The sequence below is a fragment of the Acidovorax sp. SUPP2825 genome (genome assembly GCF_030158995.1).
Classification (GTDB): domain Bacteria; phylum Pseudomonadota; class Gammaproteobacteria; order Burkholderiales; family Burkholderiaceae_C; genus Paracidovorax.
The window spans coordinates 388,363-404,895 of the sequence record NZ_BQXK01000002.1 but is presented as its reverse complement, the minus strand read 5'-3'; the positions used below and the strand labels follow the sequence as shown (position 1 = coordinate 404,895).

14 protein-coding genes and 1 riboswitch are annotated in these 16,533 nt (G+C 67.2%); of the genes, 9 read left to right on the top strand and 5 right to left on the bottom strand.

The window, feature by feature from the left end:
* Positions 1–14: 14 nt before the first annotated feature.
* The 3 genes from AVAK2825_RS04410 to AVAK2825_RS04400 all read left to right on the top strand — a co-directional run bounded on the left by AVAK2825_RS04410 (position 15) and on the right by AVAK2825_RS04400 (position 1,400).
* Complete coding sequence (locus AVAK2825_RS04410; protein WP_284394681.1) at positions 15–371, top strand: FmdB family zinc ribbon protein; 357 nt, start codon at positions 15–17, stop codon at positions 369–371.
* Between the two features lie 140 nt (positions 372–511).
* A complete protein-coding gene (locus AVAK2825_RS04405; protein WP_284394680.1) occupies positions 512–997 on the top strand; it encodes a hypothetical protein in 486 nt (161 codons plus the stop codon).
* Positions 998–1,028: 31 nt separating this feature from the next.
* Positions 1,029–1,400, top strand: a complete 372-nt coding sequence (locus AVAK2825_RS04400; protein WP_284394679.1) for a hypothetical protein — start codon at positions 1,029–1,031, stop codon at positions 1,398–1,400.
* Between the two features lie 115 nt (positions 1,401–1,515).
* Here the strand turns inward: AVAK2825_RS04400 and AVAK2825_RS04395 are convergent, their stop codons facing one another.
* Together AVAK2825_RS04395 and AVAK2825_RS04390 are read right to left on the bottom strand one after the other, a co-directional pair.
* Positions 1,516–3,753 carry an NADP-dependent isocitrate dehydrogenase gene (locus AVAK2825_RS04395; RefSeq protein ID WP_284394678.1) on the bottom strand — a complete coding sequence of 746 codons (2,238 nt, stop codon included), beginning with the start codon at positions 3,751–3,753 and terminating at the stop codon, positions 1,516–1,518.
* 159 nt (positions 3,754–3,912) lie between these two features.
* Complete coding sequence (locus AVAK2825_RS04390) at positions 3,913–4,857, bottom strand: DMT family transporter (protein ID WP_284394677.1); 945 nt, start codon at positions 4,855–4,857, stop codon at positions 3,913–3,915.
* Positions 4,858–5,201: 344 nt separating this feature from the next.
* Between AVAK2825_RS04390 and AVAK2825_RS04385 the strand changes: the two genes are divergently transcribed.
* Positions 5,202–5,891, top strand: coding sequence for a hypothetical protein (locus AVAK2825_RS04385; protein ID WP_284394676.1), 690 nt, complete (start codon positions 5,202–5,204; stop codon positions 5,889–5,891).
* Positions 5,892–5,928: 37 nt separating this feature from the next.
* On the opposite strand, the gene AVAK2825_RS04380 is transcribed toward AVAK2825_RS04385, so the two are convergent.
* Positions 5,929–6,768, bottom strand: a complete 840-nt coding sequence (locus AVAK2825_RS04380) for a transporter substrate-binding domain-containing protein (protein ID WP_284394675.1) — start codon at positions 6,766–6,768, stop codon at positions 5,929–5,931.
* Between the two features lie 114 nt (positions 6,769–6,882).
* Positions 6,883–6,980: riboswitch (S-adenosyl-L-homocysteine riboswitch) on the top strand.
* An 11-nt stretch (positions 6,981–6,991) separates the two neighbouring features.
* Between AVAK2825_RS04380 and metH the strand changes: the two genes are divergently transcribed.
* The 4 genes from metH (at position 6,992) to AVAK2825_RS04360 (ending at position 13,329) form a co-directional block, all read left to right on the top strand.
* Positions 6,992–9,748 carry a methionine synthase gene (gene metH / locus AVAK2825_RS04375; protein ID WP_284394759.1) on the top strand — a complete coding sequence of 919 codons (2,757 nt, stop codon included), beginning with the start codon at positions 6,992–6,994 and terminating at the stop codon, positions 9,746–9,748.
* A gap of 87 nt (positions 9,749–9,835) precedes the next feature.
* Complete coding sequence (locus AVAK2825_RS04370) at positions 9,836–10,018, top strand: hypothetical protein (RefSeq protein WP_284394674.1); 183 nt, start codon at positions 9,836–9,838, stop codon at positions 10,016–10,018.
* 50 nt (positions 10,019–10,068) lie between these two features.
* Positions 10,069–12,342: a phosphocholine-specific phospholipase C gene (locus tag AVAK2825_RS04365; protein WP_284394673.1), complete on the top strand. Its 2,274-nt coding sequence runs from the start codon at positions 10,069–10,071 to the stop codon at positions 12,340–12,342.
* 66 nt (positions 12,343–12,408) lie between these two features.
* Positions 12,409–13,329, top strand: coding sequence for a YihY/virulence factor BrkB family protein (locus AVAK2825_RS04360; protein WP_502870480.1), 921 nt, complete (start codon positions 12,409–12,411; stop codon positions 13,327–13,329).
* A gap of 37 nt (positions 13,330–13,366) precedes the next feature.
* Here the strand turns inward: AVAK2825_RS04360 and AVAK2825_RS04355 are convergent, their stop codons facing one another.
* Entirely contained in the window at positions 13,367–14,275 is a 909-nt protein-coding gene (locus tag AVAK2825_RS04355) for a DUF72 domain-containing protein (protein ID WP_284394672.1), read from the bottom strand.
* A 215-nt stretch (positions 14,276–14,490) separates the two neighbouring features.
* Here AVAK2825_RS04355 and AVAK2825_RS04350 point away from each other — a divergent pair, with 215 nt between their 5' ends.
* The gene (locus AVAK2825_RS04350; RefSeq protein WP_284394671.1) at positions 14,491–15,294 is read left to right on the top strand and encodes an outer membrane lipoprotein; all 804 of its coding nucleotides are present in this window, start codon (positions 14,491–14,493) and stop codon (positions 15,292–15,294) included.
* A 278-nt stretch (positions 15,295–15,572) separates the two neighbouring features.
* Here the strand turns inward: AVAK2825_RS04350 and AVAK2825_RS04345 are convergent, their stop codons facing one another.
* Positions 15,573–16,346: a ferredoxin--NADP reductase gene (locus AVAK2825_RS04345; RefSeq protein ID WP_272549805.1), complete on the bottom strand. Its 774-nt coding sequence runs from the start codon at positions 16,344–16,346 to the stop codon at positions 15,573–15,575.
* Positions 16,347–16,533 lie beyond the last annotated feature (187 nt).

Sequence of the window (16,533 nt, the reverse complement as noted above, 5' to 3'; positions counted from 1 at the left end):
CAGGACCCCGCGCCATGCCCACCTACGACTACCAGTGCGCCACGTGTGGCGGCTTCGATGCCCTGCGCAGCCTGGCGCTGCGCAACGAACCCGCGGCTTGCCCCCAATGCAGCGCCGCCTCCCCCCGCGTCTTCGCCAGCGCCCCCCGGCTGGCCTGCGTGAGCCCGGAGCAGCGCCGTGCTTTCGACACCAACGAGCGAGCACAGCATGCGCCGCGCTCCTCCCGCAACGGTGACGAAGGCAGTTACGGCCGGATGCGCCATCCGGCGGGGTGCGGCTGCTGCGGCTCTGGCAAGCGCAGCGCCACGGTGACGGCGGCGAACGGAGCGAAGGCGTTTCCGTCCAAGCGGCCCTGGATGATCAGCCACTAGGTGACCGGGACGTAGGCGAGCCGTGGGGTGCCGCCCCATGGCCCACGCATGACCAAAACGACGGGGGCCGCGGCCCACAGAAAGCGCAGCTGCGCTGTTGTCTTACCCCTGGCCGGTGCCTGTTGCGACACATTTCGCCCATGGCAAATCGTGTGGCAAGGTGGGTTGAGCCCTGGCGCCTGTCGGCTTGCGGCCGCCGGGCTGGACTGGCGTGGCTGCTGCTTCTCGCGGCACTGGCCGGCTGTGAAGGCCGTCATGATCTGGCTTCCAGCGGATGCCTGCCGCTGCGTGTGCCGGCCCGTGTGGTGCTGCTGCAGGAATCCGGCCTCTACCAGGTGCGCGATGCGCCGACGCTCGTGCTCTCACCGCATCCGCGCGATACGGCGAACGACCGCTTTCACGGCCTGCAGCGGGTCCGCACGCTGCCGCCGGGGACGCCGCTGGAGATCACGCGCCTGGAGCAGGCCTGGGGTTTGGACGTGGGCAAAGGGCGCATCAGTGCGTTCGGCACGTCGCCGCAGGGCGAACCCTTCGAGTACGGTTGGGGTGGCGGCACGCAGATCGGCCGCGCGCCCTGGGAGCCGGCCTCCGTTGCGCCACTTCGGGCGGTGCGGTGCGGCGATTGAACCGCTCACTCAGAAAGACAAAGGAGCACAGATGGCATTTTCTTTTCGCAGCGCTGCATGCATGGCGGTCTTGGCCACAGCGGCCCCGGCTTTCGCCCAGAGCGTTCTGTACACCGCGCGCCCGGCCATCGGGCTGAGCGTGAGCGACAAGATGGCGACCCGCCAACCGCGTGTGGAGTTCACCGTGACCATGCCGGACGGGAAGACGACCACCGCGACCGCCGAGCCCCAAGGGGGCGGCGAGCGGGCTGGCACCGTGCACTATCCCAGCGATTTCGGCAACGCGGGCACCCGCGTGGGCGACTACACCTGGGTGGCGCGCATCCGCGGCAAGGTGGTGCTCGACGGACGCTTCAGCTATCGGCCGACGCCCGAGGGACAGCTGCTGTTCGTCCCCCGTTAGAGGCGGCCCGATCCGGCGGCCAAGATAAAAAAAGCGCCTGCCCGCATCGCAGTGGGCAGGCGCTTCAGGGGCAGGTGGCCGGCCCGTGCGCAAGGGCCGGCGTTTTCGCGCTGGATCAGGCGGTCACGGCAGCCAGCGCCGCGTTCAGCGTGGCGCTGGGGCGCATCACGGCCTCGGTCTTCTTCGGGTCGGGCAGGTAGTATCCGCCGATGTCTGCCGGCTTGCCCTGCACGTCCGCCAGTTCACCGACGATCTTCTGCTCGTTGTCGGCCAGCGTCTTCGCCAGGCCCGCGAACTTGGCGGCCAGTGCCTTGTCCTCGGTCTGTGCGGCCAGTTCCTGGGCCCAGTACAGGGCCAGGTAGAACTGGCTGCCGCGGTTGTCCAGCTGGCCGGTCTTGGGGCTGGGGTTCTTGTTGTTGTCCAGCAGCTTGCCGGTGGCGGTGTCCAGCGTCCTGGCCAGCAGGGTGGCTTGCTGGTTGCCGGTCTTCAGGCCCAGGTCTTCCAGGCTGACGGCCAGGGCCAGGAACTCGCCCAGCGAATCCCAGCGCAGGTGGTTTTCTTCCACCAGTTGCTGCACGTGCTTGGGCGCCGAGCCACCAGCGCCCGTTTCGTACATGCCGCCGCCGGCCATCAGGGGCACGACGGACAGCATCTTGGCGCTGGTGCCCAGTTCCATGATGGGGAACAGGTCGGTCAGGTAGTCGCGCAGGATGTTGCCGGTGACGCTGATCGTGTCCAGGCCGCGGATCACGCGCTCCAGCGTGTAGCGCATTGCGCGCACCTGGCTCATGATCTGGATGTCCAAGCCGGTCGTGTCGTGGTCCTTCAGGTAGGTTTTCACCTTCTTGATGACCTCGTTCTCGTGCGGGCGGTACGGGTCCAGCCAGAACACGGCGGGCATGCCGGAGTTGCGGGCGCGGGTCACAGCCAGCTTCACCCAGTCGCGGATCGGCGCGTCCTTCACCTGGCACATGCGCCAGATGTCGCCTTCTTCCACGTTCTGGCTCAGCAGCACTTCGCCCGTGGCCAGATCGACGATGTTGGCCACGCCGGCTTCAGGCACTTCGAACGTCTTGTCGTGCGAACCGTACTCTTCGGCCTGCTGGGCCATCAGGCCCACGTTGGGCACGGTGCCCATGGTCTTGGGGTCGAAGGCACCATGCCATTTGCAGAAGTTGATGATCTCCTGGTAGATGCGGGCGAAGGTGCTCTCGGGGATCACCGCCTTGGTGTCCTTCAGGCGGCCGTCGGCGCCCCACATCTTGCCGCCGTTGCGGATCATGGCGGGCATCGAGGCATCGACGATCACGTCGTTGGGCGAGTGGAAGTTGGTGATGCCCTTGGCCGAATCGACCATCGCCAGCTCGGGGCGGTTTTCGTGGCAGGCGTGCAGGTCGCGCTTGATCTCGTCCTGCTTGCTCTGGGGCAGCGTGGCGATCTTGTTGTACAGATCGACCATGCCGTTGTTAACGTTCACGCCCAGTTCTTCGAACAGCTGCGCATGCTTGGCGAAGGCTTCCTTGTAGAAGATGCGCACGGCGTGGCCGAAGACGATCGGGTGCGACACCTTCATCATCGTCGCCTTGACGTGCAGCGAGAACATCACGCCGGTCTTGTGCGCGTCCTCGATCTCCTTTTCGTAGAACTCGAGCAGGGCTGTCTTGCTCATGAACATGCTGTCGATGATCTCGCCGTCCTTCAGCGACACCTTGGGCTTGAGCACCGTGGTCTTGCCGCTCTTGCCGACCAGTTCCATCTTCACGTCGCGCGCCTTGTCGAGCGTGATCGACTTTTCGCCGTGGTAGAAGTCGCCGTGGTGCATGTGCGAGACGTGCGAGCGCGATGCCTGGCTCCATTCGGCCATGCTGTGCGGGTTCTTGCGGGCGTATTCCTTGACGGCCTTGGGTGCGCGGCGGTCGGAGTTGCCTTCGCGCAGGACCGGGTTCACCGCGCTGCCGATGCACTTGTTGTAGCGGGCGCGGATGTCCTTTTCTTCGTCGGTCGTCGGATTTTCGGGGTAGTCGGGAATCGCATAGCCCTTGCCCTGTAGTTCCTTGATGGCCGCCACCAGCTGCGATACCGATGCGCTGATGTTGGGCAGCTTGATGATGTTGGCGTCAGGCGAGAGCGTCAACTTGCCCAGGGCGGCCAGGTTGTCGGGCACGCGCTGTGCCTCGGTCAGGCGCTCGGGAAACTGGCCCAGGATGCGGCCGGCGACCGAGATGTCGCTGGTCTCCACGTGGATGCCCGCTGGGGCCGCGAAGGTCCGCACGATCGGCAGAAAGGCGGCGGTCGCCAGGGCGGGGGCTTCGTCGGTCAGCGTGTAGATGATGGTCGGTTGCGTCGTGCTCATTCGCTTGCGTTCCTTGGGAAGGGGTGACAGATCAGCCGGTGATTTTCGCGCTTTCTGAAGGCAGTCGGCACAGATGCCCCTCAGCGCCGTTCGGGGCGGGTGCCCACGCGCCCGATCATGGGCATGAAAGGGGTGCCCGCTCGACGCGCTGCTGCAGGCTCACGCGCGCGGTGCCGCTACCCGCGTAACCAGCCAGATGCCGCCGCACACCAGCACCAGGGCCACCGCGTTGCGCCATTCGAGCAGGCTTTCTTCCAGGAACCAGGCCGACAGCAGCGTGCCGAACACGGGCACCATGAAGTTGAACGCGGTGATGAGGCTCACCCGGTTGTGCTTGAGCAGCAGGCTCCAGATCGAGATCGCCAGGGACGACAGCACCACCAGATAGGCCAGCAGCGACGACGAGGCCCAGGTCACCTCGCCCAGCGCGCCGCCCGTGGCATAGCCGAGCGCCAGCAGCACCAGGCCGCCGATGGTCAACTGGTAAGCGGTCATCACGATGGGATCCATCCCCTGGGAAATGCGCTTGCCGTAGACGCCGCCCAGCGCCAGCACCAGGGCGGCGATCACCACGAAACCCTCGCCCAGCAGGGCGAACTCGAAGTCGCTCAGCGTCCCGGCCAACCCGGCGCCGAGGTTGACCGCCATGACCCCGGCGAAGCCCACGATGCAGCCCCAGGCCTTGGCATGGCTGATGCGGTCGTTGTGGTACAGGAAATGCGCCAGCAGCACGCTGAAGAAGGTGCCGGTGGCGTTCATGATCGAGGCCTTCACCCCCGTCGTGTTCGCCACGCCGATGTAGAAGAAGATGTACTGCAGCGTGGTCTGCAACAGGCCCAGCAGCGCCAATTGGCCCCAGGCCCGGGCCGGCCAGCCGCCGATCTGCCGGCCGCTGGCGGCCACCCAGGCCAGCAGCGCCAGGCCCGCCAGGGCGAAGCGCCAGCCGGCGAACACGAGTTTGGACGGGGTGTCGCTGCTGTCGATGCCGAACAGGGCGTAGCCATTCTTGATCGCAGGGTACGAACTGCCCCAGAGCAGGCAGCAAAACAACGCCAACAGGAAGACGTTCCTGCGTTGCGCTAAGGGGGAGATGGGGGGCGACATGGCTTCTTTCCAGACGGGGTGGTGCCCCAAAAAGGTGAATTTTGCACAAGTTGTACGACAACTCGGCGTGAAAATATCCTGCCTTGGCGGAATGCGGCCTCGTTTGGCTCTATTTGCGCCTTATTGTCCGATGACTATCCAAAACCGCAGTGACCGTGGACATCCAGCCCTGTGGGCGGCAACTGCCGACAGTCGGTGCCCTGCCCAGGCGATCCTGCGAGGCCGGTGCAGATACGCAAGGAATGCCTCGGCAGTTTCAGGAACCCTCGGGTGCTTTCCAGCCTTGTCGATAATGCGGCGCCATGCGATCGACTTTCGTTCCGCTCCTCCTATCCTGTTGCGCGATGGTGGCCCTGTCCGGCTGCAGCAGCCCGCCTGCGCCCCATGGCGAGGTCAAAGGCGCGTCTGCGAATGGCAGCGAATTGGGGCAGTCCGACGTGAATCGCATGGCGACGCTGGCCATGCGCGAGAACCTGGACAGTCTCTACCGGCTGATGGACAAGCTTTACCGCCGCAACCCTGCCGAATGGCGCAAGACCAGCGCCGTGGGCCGCGAGCAGGCCATGGAGCAGGTCCGCACCACCATCGAGAAGGGCGGGGTCTGGGCGCCCTTGCAGGGGCGGCGCGACATCGCGGCGATGGCCGCGGCCCTGGCGCCCGAATTCGCGGGCGACCGCGTGGCGGCGTTCATCTACGCCACGGCAGACATGCTGATCACCGCGCACGACGGAAAGATCGAGTTCTTCCTGCTCGACAGCCTGGATGCCCAGCACCTGTACAACGCGGCGCGCAACGTGGAGATCGCCGTGTGGATGCTTTCTCAGCGCCGCACCGCGGCGGGCCAGCCGCTGCTGCTGGCCGACGAGATCGGTCCGCAGGGGCGCAACCTGAGCTTCGAGCGCGAGTTCGGCAAGATCATCGGACGGCTCGACCTGCTGTCGGCGGTGGCCACCGAAAAGTACCGTCGCGCCGCCATCACCTATGTGCAGGGGCTGGTGGGCGGTTCTTTCCTGCAGTTCTTGCCGGTGCGCTGAATCAGAGGGTGGCGGTGGGCGTTGTTTCCGGTGCTGCTCACTTGAACATATCGGCCGAGAAGCTCTGTCGGAACCATTTCATGGCGTTGACCATGAGGGCGCCTGACGAACGGATGTTGGCGAGAAAGCGGTTGATCTCGTCCTTCAGCCGTGCCTCGTTTTGCCGAAGGCCGATGTAGCATGGGCTCTCTTTGAGGAGCGCCACTTGGTGCACACGGGTCCGCAAACCGACATCCTTGATGGATTCCACCAGCACGTTGCCACCCGCGAAGAATTCGAAATGGCCTGCGGCATAGGCGTCCAGCAACGCGGCGCTGCCTTTGAACCCCTGGATTTTTGCGGTCGGCAGGAATGCCCGGACCAGGGATTCCTCGAGGCTGTTTTCCGCCGCTCCGACGACCGGGGCTGGAAGTTTCAGCAATTCGTCGCGGCTCAATTTCTGCTGGCTGAAGACACCGAGGTAGGTCGGGGCGTAGACACTGGAGAAGTCGATGCTTTTCTCGCGCTCGGGCGTCTTGCCCAGGCTGGAGATGATGATGTCGACGCGGTCTTCCAGCAGTGCCGCCAGCCGGTCCCCGCTGGGCACCGGCACCATCTGCGGCGACACGCCCAGGTGCATCGAAAGCATCTTGGCGATGGAAATGTCGAAGCCCGCCAACTCGCTGCCCTGCGGAAAGCCGAACGGTGGGAAGTCCTGCGGGACCGCCACGCGAAGGACCCGGGCGGATCGGATGCGTTCCAGCTGATCGCGATGTTCGGCGGCCGCCAGCGGGCCCGACAGGCCCAGGGCCAGAATGGAGCCGCACACCAGGCGGCGGCGTTGCAGAATCTCACCGGCCCACAGGCTGGGCGTTGCACCATCGAAGGGCGATTGCATGGGAGGGCTCCTTCCTGGGAAGCGGCCAAGCACTTTCCATGCCGCTGTCCGGAGAACCCGCTCGGGAGGCGGGGCGCGGTGAGGGCCCGGTCGCAGGGCGCGTAAAATCCGGCCGCCCCCGAGGAGCGTTGCAGCGCCTGCCGATCAACCGGCTCAACCAGGCGTCAGGCTCGGGCGGCGATGGCCCCACTGTCCAACGACGCTCGCCTGTTCCCAACTACCGATTGCGCAGGTGAGCCTGATGTCCGCCCCCCTTATCCCGCCTCCCATGAAGCTCTCGGGCCTCGAACCGGTTTCCATCGGCGAGGGCACGCTGTTCGTCAACATCGGCGAGCGCACCAACGTCACCGGCTCCAAGGCCTTCGCCCGCATGATCCTGAACGGCCAGTACGAAGAGGCCCTGGCCGTTGCACGCCAGCAGGTGGAGAACGGCGCGCAGGTCATCGACATCAACATGGACGAGGCCATGCTCGACAGCAAGGCGGCCATGGTGCGCTTCCTGCAGCTGATCGCCTCCGAGCCCGACATCGCGCGCGTGCCGATCATGGTGGACTCCTCCAAGTGGGACGTGATCGAGGCCGGCCTGCGTTGCATCCAGGGCAAGGGCATCGTCAACTCCATCTCCATGAAAGAGGGCGTGGAGAAGTTCAAGCACGAGGCGCGCCTCGTGAAGCGTTACGGCGCCGCCGCCGTGGTGATGGCCTTCGACGAGGTGGGTCAGGCCGACACCTACGAGCGCAAGATCGAGATCTGCGAGCGGGCCTACCGCGTGCTGGTCGATGAGGTGGGCTTTCCGCCCGAGGACATCATCTTCGACCCCAACATCTTTGCGGTGGCCACCGGCATCGAAGAGCACAACAACTACGCGGTCGATTTCATCGAGGCCGTGCGCTGGATCAAGCAGAACCTGCCGGGCGCCAAGGTCTCGGGCGGCGTGTCGAACGTGAGCTTCAGCTTCCGCGGCAACGACCCGGTGCGCGAGGCCATCCACACCGTGTTCCTGTACCACGCCATCCAGGCCGGCATGGACATGGGCATCGTCAACGCGGGCATGGTCGGCGTGTACGACGACCTGGAACCCACCTTGCGCGATCGCGTGGAAGACGTGGTGCTCAACCGCCGCCCCGATGCCGGCGAACGCCTGGTCGAGGTGGCCGAGACGGCCCGCAGCGGTGCCAAGGACGAAAGCAAGCGGCTCGAATGGCGCGGCACGCCCGAGCACCCGAAGACCGTGGGCGAACGCCTGTCGCACGCGCTGGTGCACGGCATCACCGACTTCATCGTCGAAGACACCGAAGAGGCCTACCAGGCCATCGTCGCCAAGGGCGGGCGGCCGCTGCACGTGATCGAAGGCCCGCTCATGGACGGCATGAACGTGGTGGGCGACCTGTTCGGTGCGGGCAAGATGTTCCTGCCGCAGGTGGTCAAGAGCGCCCGGGTGATGAAGTCCGCCGTGGCCCACCTGATCCCCTACATCGAGGAAGAAAAACGCCAGGACGAACTGGCCGGCCGCGACGTGCGCAGCAAGGGAAAGATCATCATCGCCACCGTGAAGGGCGACGTGCACGACATCGGCAAGAACATCGTCACCGTGGTCCTGCAGTGCAACAACTTCGAGGTGGTGAACATGGGCGTGATGGTGCCGTGCCACGAGATCCTGGCGCGCGCCAAGGTCGAGGGCGCGGACATCGTGGGCCTGTCGGGCCTGATCACGCCCAGCCTGGAAGAGATGCAATACGTGGCCGGCGAGATGCAGAAGGACGAGCACTTTCGCATCAAGAAGATCCCGCTGCTCATCGGCGGGGCCACCACCAGCCGCGTGCACACCGCCGTCAAGATCGCGCCGCATTACGAAGGCCCCGTGGTCTACGTGCCCGATGCGTCGCGCAGCGTGAGCGTGGCGCAGAGCCTGCTGGGCGACGGCGCCGACCACTACGTGCAGGAGCTGAACGCCGACTACGACAAGGTGCGCACCCAGCACGCCAACAAGAAGCAGACGCCCCTGTGGCCGCTGGCGAAGGCCCGCGCCAACCGCACGCCCATTGACTGGTCGGCCTACCGCCCGGCCACGCCGCGCCTGCTGGGGCGGCGCATGTTCAAGAACTTCGACCTCAACGAACTGGCCCGGTACATCGACTGGGGCCCGTTCTTCCAGACCTGGGACCTGGCCGGCCCGTACCCTGCGATCCTGACCGACGAGGTGGTGGGCGAGCAGGCCACGCGCGTCTTCGCCGACGGCAAGGCCATGCTGCGCCGGCTGGTGGAGGGCCGCTGGCTGAGCGCCAGCGGCGTGCTGGCGCTGTACCCCGCCAACAGCGTGGGCGACGACATCGAGTTCTACACCGACGAATCGCGCACCGAGGTCGCCATGACCTGGTACGGCCTGCGCCAGCAGACCGAAAAGCACGTGATCGATGGCGTGCCGCGGCCCAGCCGGTGCCTGGCCGACTTCGTGGCGCCCAAGGAAAGCGGCGTGGCCGACTACGCGGGCTTGTTCGCCGTCACGGCGGGCCTGGGCGTGGAGAAGAAAGAGCAGGCCTTCGTCGATGCGCTGGACGACTATTCGGCCATCATGCTCAAGAGCCTGGCCGACCGCCTGGCCGAAGCCTTTGCCGAATGCCTGCACCACCGCGTGCGCACCGACCTGTGGGGCTATGCGGCCGGCGAGCAGTTGAGCAACGACGACATGATCGCCGAGAAGTACCAGGGCATCCGTCCCGCGCCCGGCTACCCGGCCTGCCCGGACCACAGCGCCAAGAGCGAACTGTTCCGCGTGCTGCAGTGCGGCGAGATCGGCATGGGCCTCACCGAAAGCCTGGCCATGACGCCCGCCGCCAGCGTGAGCGGCTTCTACATCGGGCATCCCGAGAGCCAGTACTTCAACGTCGGCAAGATCGGCGAAGACCAGGTGCACGACCTGGCCACGCGGCGCGGCATGGATGAAGGCATCCTGCAGCGCCTGCTCGCACCCAACCTCTGACGGGCGGCAGCGTCACGCTGACGTCACTCTGGCGCCACAGTCGGCGGGAAGAATGAAGGACTTCATTCCTTCTCTTCTTCCCACGCCATGACCATCCCTCTGCAGCGCTCGCCGCTGCCTCTGATCGGCCGCCCGTTGCCGGGCGCCAGCGCGCTCTTTCTTGCCCTGCTGCTGGCGGGCTGCGGTGGCAGCGGTGGCTCGGATGCCACCGTTCCCGCCGCGGCGGCCACGTGCGCCAGTCCGGACACGCACTGCGCGCCCAAGCCCTGAACGGGGTAGCCCCCCGGAACCCCGCCCACGGACAAGAAAGACTCCTCCAAATGACCGTCGATTCCTCCAAACGCAATTTCCTCACGACCGCGCTCGGCGTGGGCGCGGCTTCGGCCACGCTCACTGCCTTCCCGCCGGCCATCCGCCGCGCCCTGGCCATCGAGGCCCACAACGCCACCGGCACCATCCAGGACGTGCAGCACGTCGTCCTGCTGATGATGGAGAACCGCTCGTTCGATGGGTACTTCGGCACCTTCAAGGGCGTGCGCGGCTTCGGTGACCGCTTCCCGATCCCGACGCCCAACGGCCGCAACGTTTTCTACCAGACCTACACCAAGACGTCGCCGCCCAGCACCTATGTGCCCTATCGCCTGGACGAAGCCAAGGGCAACGCGCAGCGCGCCGGCAGCACGCCCCACACCTGGCTGGACTCGCAGGCGGCCTGGGACCACGGGCGCATGTCCCAGTGGCCCGACGCGAAGCTGCCTCTGTCGATGGGCTACTACGAAACGGCGGAGGTGCCGTTCCAGCGCGCGCTGGCCGACGCCTTCACGCTGTGCGACCACTACCACTGCGGCATGCACACCGGCACCATCGCCAACCGGCTTTTCTACTGGACCGGCACCAACGGCCCGAACGGTGTCAGCCCCATCGATGGCTCCAGGGTCCGTGTCGCGGGCCTGAACAACCAGTTCAACGGTGGCAACGACATCGGCGCCTCCACCGACGGCTGGACCTGGACCACCTACGCGGACCGCCTGGAGAAAGCGGGCGTGAAATGGAAGGTCTACCAGAGCCTGATCGACAACTTCGGCTGCAACGAGATGATGGGCTTTCGCCACTGGCGCGCCGAGATCGAGAAGATGCCCGCGGACCGCAAGCCGATCTACGTCGCCAAGACCGACATCACGCAGCCGGTCGATCTGGCCGGGCCGTTCTACAACGCCAGGATCGACGATCCGCTGAGCCCGTTGGCCAAGGGCTTCGGCAACACCATGCCGCAGGGCTTTCTGGAGACGTTCCGCGAGGACATCCGCCAGGGCACGCTGCCGGCGGTGTCTTGGATCATTCCGCCTTCGGTCTACAGCGAGCACCCCGGGCCGTCGAGCCCCGCACAGGGCGGCTGGTACGTGCAGGAGGTGCTGGACGCGCTCACGGCCAACCCCGAGGTCTGGAGCAAGACCGTGCTGCTGATCAACTACGACGAGAACGACGGCTTCTTCGACCACCTGCCTTCGCCCGCCGCACCGTCGCGCAATCCCGATGGCAGCCTGGCCGGTGCCTGCACGCTGCCCGCCGCCGACGTGGCGGTGGAGTACCACGATTTCCAGCCCGCCACGCCGAGCCAGCCGGCGGCCGACGGCAAGCCCTACGGCCCGGGCCCGCGCGTGCCGATGTGGGTGGTGTCGCCCTGGAGCCGGGGCGGCTGGGTCAATTCGCAGGTGTTCGACCACACCTCCACCCTGCTGTTCCTGGAAAAGCGCTTCGGCGTGGCCGAGCCGCAGGTCAGCCCCTACCGCCGCGCGGTCTGCGGCGACCTGACGAGCTGCTTCAACTTCGTCAACCCCAACAGCGAAACCTTGCCGACCCTCGCGGGCCGCACCAACAAGGTCGCGGTGGACGCGCGGGTGGCGGCGCAGGCCCAGGCTGCCAAGCTGCCCCAGCCCAAGGCCACGGCCGATGCCGCCCTGCCGGTGCAGGCCGAAGGCGTGCGGCCCTCGCGGGCGCTGCCCTATGAGCTGCACACCACGGCCCAGGCCAGCGCCGGTGCCGGCACGGTCACTTTGCTGTTCGCCCACACCGGCAAAGCGGGCACCGCGGCGGCGGTGTTCCACGTGTACGACAAGAACCACCTCGACCGCATTCCGCGGCGCTACGTCGTGGAGGCCGGCAAGGCCCTGAGCGGCGTCTGGAACGCCGCAGCCGATGGCGGGCGGTACGACCTGTGGGTGCTCGGTCCCAACGGCTACCACCGCGAATTCATCGGCGACCTGCAGCAGCAGGGGGCCACCGGTGGCCCCGAGGTGCAGGTCTGCTACGAGCTGTGCGAGCCGCCGCAGGTGCGGGTCAAGCTCTACAACCGCAGCAGCAGCGCGATGACGTTCTCCGCCGAGGCACGGGCCTATCGCGGCGACGGGCCCTGGACGCGCAGCGTGGCGCCCGGCGGCGTGGAGGAACTCGCCTGGCCCCTGGGCGACAGCGGCAACTGGTATGACTTCGTGGTGCGCTGCAGTGCGGCGCCCACGTTCCAGCGCCGCTTCGCCGGCCGCATCGAGACCGGCAAGGACTCGGTGTCCGACCCTGCCATGGGCCACGCTGGCTGAGGCTGCAGGCGGACTGGCGAACTGTTCCGACACCTGGCCGCGCGGCCCTGGTGTGCAATGGGCGCCATGTCCCCATCGTTCCTCACGCCATGGATCGAGCGCGCGAAAGCGCTCGCCAGCCCCATCATGCCGCTGGTGCGGGCGGCCAATCTCTGGCTGGATGCGGACGGCCTGCGCATGAGCGCGGCGATGTCGTTCTACGGCCTGCTGAGCCTGGCGCCGGTGCTGCTCCTGCTGGTGGGGGTGCTGGGCTGGTGGATCGACAAGTCCTACCTGGAAAGCACCATGGTCAGCCAGGTGCGCGGCGTCATGGGCGACCGCGTGGCCGAAGTGGTGCAACTGGCGCTGTCCAGCGCGCGGGCGCCGTCGGAAGGGCGGATCGCTTCCATCGTTGGCTTCGTGCTGCTGCTGTCCGGCGCCACGGGCGTGTTCGTGGAGCTGCAGTCGGCGCTGGAGCGGCTGTGGGCGCGGGATTCGACCCCGGTGCCGGAGCAGAAGGCGTGGTGGCGCATGGCGTCGCTGCGGGTGCGGGGGCTGGCCTATGTGCTGGCCATCGGTTTCCTGCTGCTGATCTCGCTGGTGGTGTCCACCGTGATCCACGTGGTGGCCACCTGGGCCAGCGCGCGGCTGCCCATGGCCACGGGCCCTCTGCTGCAGCTGGCGAACGAATTGGTCGCCTTCGGCATTGCCGTGCTGCTGTTCGTGGGGCTGATGCGCATTGGCGGCGGGCAGAAGCCGCCGCTCATCTGCCTGGTGTTCGGGGCGGTGGTGGGCGCCATCCTCTTCACCGTGGGCAAGCAGCTGCTGGCCCTGTACCTGGCCACCGCGGCGGTGGTGTCGGCGTATGGCGCTGCCGGCTCCCTGGTGGTGGTGCTGATGTGGATCTACTTTTCGTCGGCCGTGCTGCTGTTTTCCGCCAGTTGCGCGCGGGCCTTCCAGGAGGTGCGGGAGGAAAACCTGGAAGGGCCGCCGGCCCGGCATCGCTGAGGCGGCCGAGGGGCACTCGCAAACCGGGGCCGCCGTGTCAGGCCCGGGGCGGGGCGGCCTGCAGGTGCGTGCCCAGTTGCAGATAGCGTGCGAGCCGCAGGGCGTTCTCGGGCGCGTGGATCTTCATGGTGTTGTCGAAGAAGCAGAACACGTCGCGTCCGGTCCGACGCGGTGCCGTGTCCGGTGGCGCGGCCGTCTCCAGCCCCTTCGGTGCCTGGCCGTGGGCCCAGGCGCGGAGGCGTTCGCCCCACTGCGCGATCTGCGCATCGCTGTAGCCGCTGGCATAGAGCTGCTGCGCGCCGTGCAGCCGCAGGTAGAGGAAGTCCGCCGTCACATCGCCCAGTTCGGGCCATCGCCCGCCGGTATCGGCCACCACCAGGGCCACGCGGTGGCGTCGCAGGAGGTCGATGCACTCCGGCGTGCGGTAGCTGGCGTGCCGCACTTCCAGGGCATGGCGCAGGCGCCAGGGGCGGGACGGCTGGAGCAGCTCGCGGCCGTGCATGCGGTCCTCCCGCGCCTGCGCGAGCGTGGCGGCAGCGTCGGTATCGTGCGGCAGCAGGGCGAGAAAGTCCTCCAGCAGCGCCGCATCGAATGGCAGGCTCGGCGGCAATTGCCACAGGATGGGACCGAGCTTGGCGCCCAGCGCGAACAACCCCGACGCCATGAAGTTGGCCACCGCCGCCCGCGCCTCGCGCAGCCGCAGGATGTGGGTGATGTAGCGCGGCGCCTTGACGGTGAACACGAAGCCCTCGGGCGTGTCCGCCGCCCACCGGGCGTAGCTGGACGGGCGCTGCAGCGCGTAGAACGAGCCGTTCAGCTCGATCGCGGGAAACTGGTGCGATGCGAAAGCCAGTTCCTTCGCCTGGACCAGATCTTCTGGATAGAACGCGCCCCGCCAGGGCGCATAGCGCCAGCCGGACACCCCGATGCGGATCTGTGCAGCCATCTGTGTGCCTCCTCACGCACACCGGATGGCATGCGTGGCGCCAGTGTGGTGTGTGGCCGACATTCCCGCCACCGCCTGTCGGCGCGCCTGGTGGTAGGCGCATTCGCACAAACCCTTTGGGCAAACAGCTACTTACTTCGTTTACAGAACGCCCTGCCGTGTGAAGCGGACCCGCGTGTACCCTGCCTTCGAAACACCTGAAAAAGGAGAACACCATGGGTCTCATCGTCCGAAACAATCCCTCCCTCGCGCCGGCGCTCGGCGCCTCCGCAGCTCCCGCCGGGGGCGCTTCCGTCAAATGGCTGTGGGCGGCCGTGGGTGCGCTGGGCGTGAGCGTGCTGGCATTGGGCGCCACCCTGGTCATGCAGCAGCGCGGCGGCAGCGCCCCCGCCGAGTCTGCTGCGCAGGTCGCGCAACTGGCCCCCGGTGCCACGCGCACGCCCGAGGCCGAAGTCATCAATGAACGGGCGGGCGCCCAGCCCGCACGGCAGCCGCAGCCCCTGGCCCAGAACATCGTGAACCGGGCCCCTGCCTCGCCGCAGTACGGCAGCGGGTCGGGCGGTGGGTACGACGCCTCCGCGGACGCCGGCCGGCCGGTGGCCATGCCGGCCCAGGCGCCGGTGTGCAGCACCTGCGGCCGCATCGAGTCGGTGCAGACGGTGCAGCAGGCCGCTCCCGCGTCCGGCGTGGGTGCCGTGGCGGGTGGGGTGCTGGGGGCCGTCGTGGGCAATCAGGTGGGCAAGGGCTCGGGCCGCGCGGCGGCCACCGTGCTGGGCGCGGTCGGCGGCGGCTACCTGGGCCACACGGTGGAGCAGCGCACCCGCACCACCACGGCCTACCAGATGCGCGTGCGCATGGATGACGGCTCGGTGCGCACCTTCACGCGCTCGCAGCCGGTGGCCGAGGGCACGCCGGTGCGCGTGGAGGGCCGCAGCTTCCGCGTGGACAACCGGCCGCAGGGCCAGGCCGGCTACACGCAGGGCGCGCAGTCGATGCGCGTGGCCAACAACGGCTACTGATCGGCGGGGCCTGCGCAGGCCCCTTGCCTCATCACTGTCCCACGGGCGGCCTTGGCCGCCCGTTGCCATTGGGGGCGGCGGTTCCGGGGCCGCCGGCCACCGGGGCGGTATCCCGTGTTTTGTGCCTCCAGCACAATCAGTACTAGGGCATTATGCTATTAATTTAATAGCAATTGAAGGGGTGGCTTTGTCCACGGGCCGGCACTGCGTGAAGCCGGTGCCTCGCGGGTAGGGCCGGCCTCTGCCATCCCGGGCCCACCCGCGCCCGGCGCGTCACTTCATTTCTCGACGAACGCGCGTTCGATCACGAAGTCGCCGGGCTTCGTGGTGTTGCCTTCCTCGAAGTCGCGGTGCTCCAGGATGGCCTTGAGCGACGCCAGCATCTCGGGGCTGCCGCACAGCATGACGCGGTCCACCAGCGGGTCCAGCGGGGGTACGCCCAGGTCGGTGAAGAGCTTGCCGCTTTCGATCAGGTCGTTGATGCGGCCCTGGTTGCGGAACGGCTCGCGGGTCACCGTGGGGTAGTACTTGAGCTGCTTGGACACCGTCTCGCCCAGGAACTCGTGCTGCGGCAGCGTTTCGGTGATGAAGTCGTGGTAGGCCAGCTCCTTGACCTGGCGCACGCCGTGCACCAGCACCACTTCCTCGAACTTCTCATAGGTGTCCGGGTCGCGGATCACCGACAGGAAGGGCGCGAGGCCCGTGCCCGTGGAGATCAAATACAGGCGCTTGGCGGGCAGCAGATAGTCGATGAGCAGCGTGCCCGTGGGCTTTCTGCCCACCACGATGGAGTCGCCCACCTGGATGTTCTGCAGGCGCGAGGTCAGCGGGCCGTCCGGCACCTTGATCGACAGGAACTCCAGGTGCTCTTCGTAGTTGGCGCTGGCGATGCTGTAGGCCCGCAGCAGCGGCTTGTCGTTCACCTTGAGGCCGATCATGGTGAAGTGGCCGTTGGAGAACCGCAGCGCCGGGTCGCGCGTGGTGGTGAAGGAAAACAGGCGGTCGGTCCAGTGGTGGACGGAAAGGACTCGTTCTTCGTTGAATGCGCTCATGGAAATGGTGCAGATTGGGTGTGAGACGAAAGAAGCCTTCAGGGGCAGGGCCGGTGGCGGATGGGCGCATTGCGCGACCTGGGCTGCCCCCTGCCATGCGGGCAAACCCGCACATTGTCGGGCAAACCGGCCCCGCGGCCTTATGGCATCTGCGCATGTGCTTATGCCAGCCGGGCCCGGTGGGGGC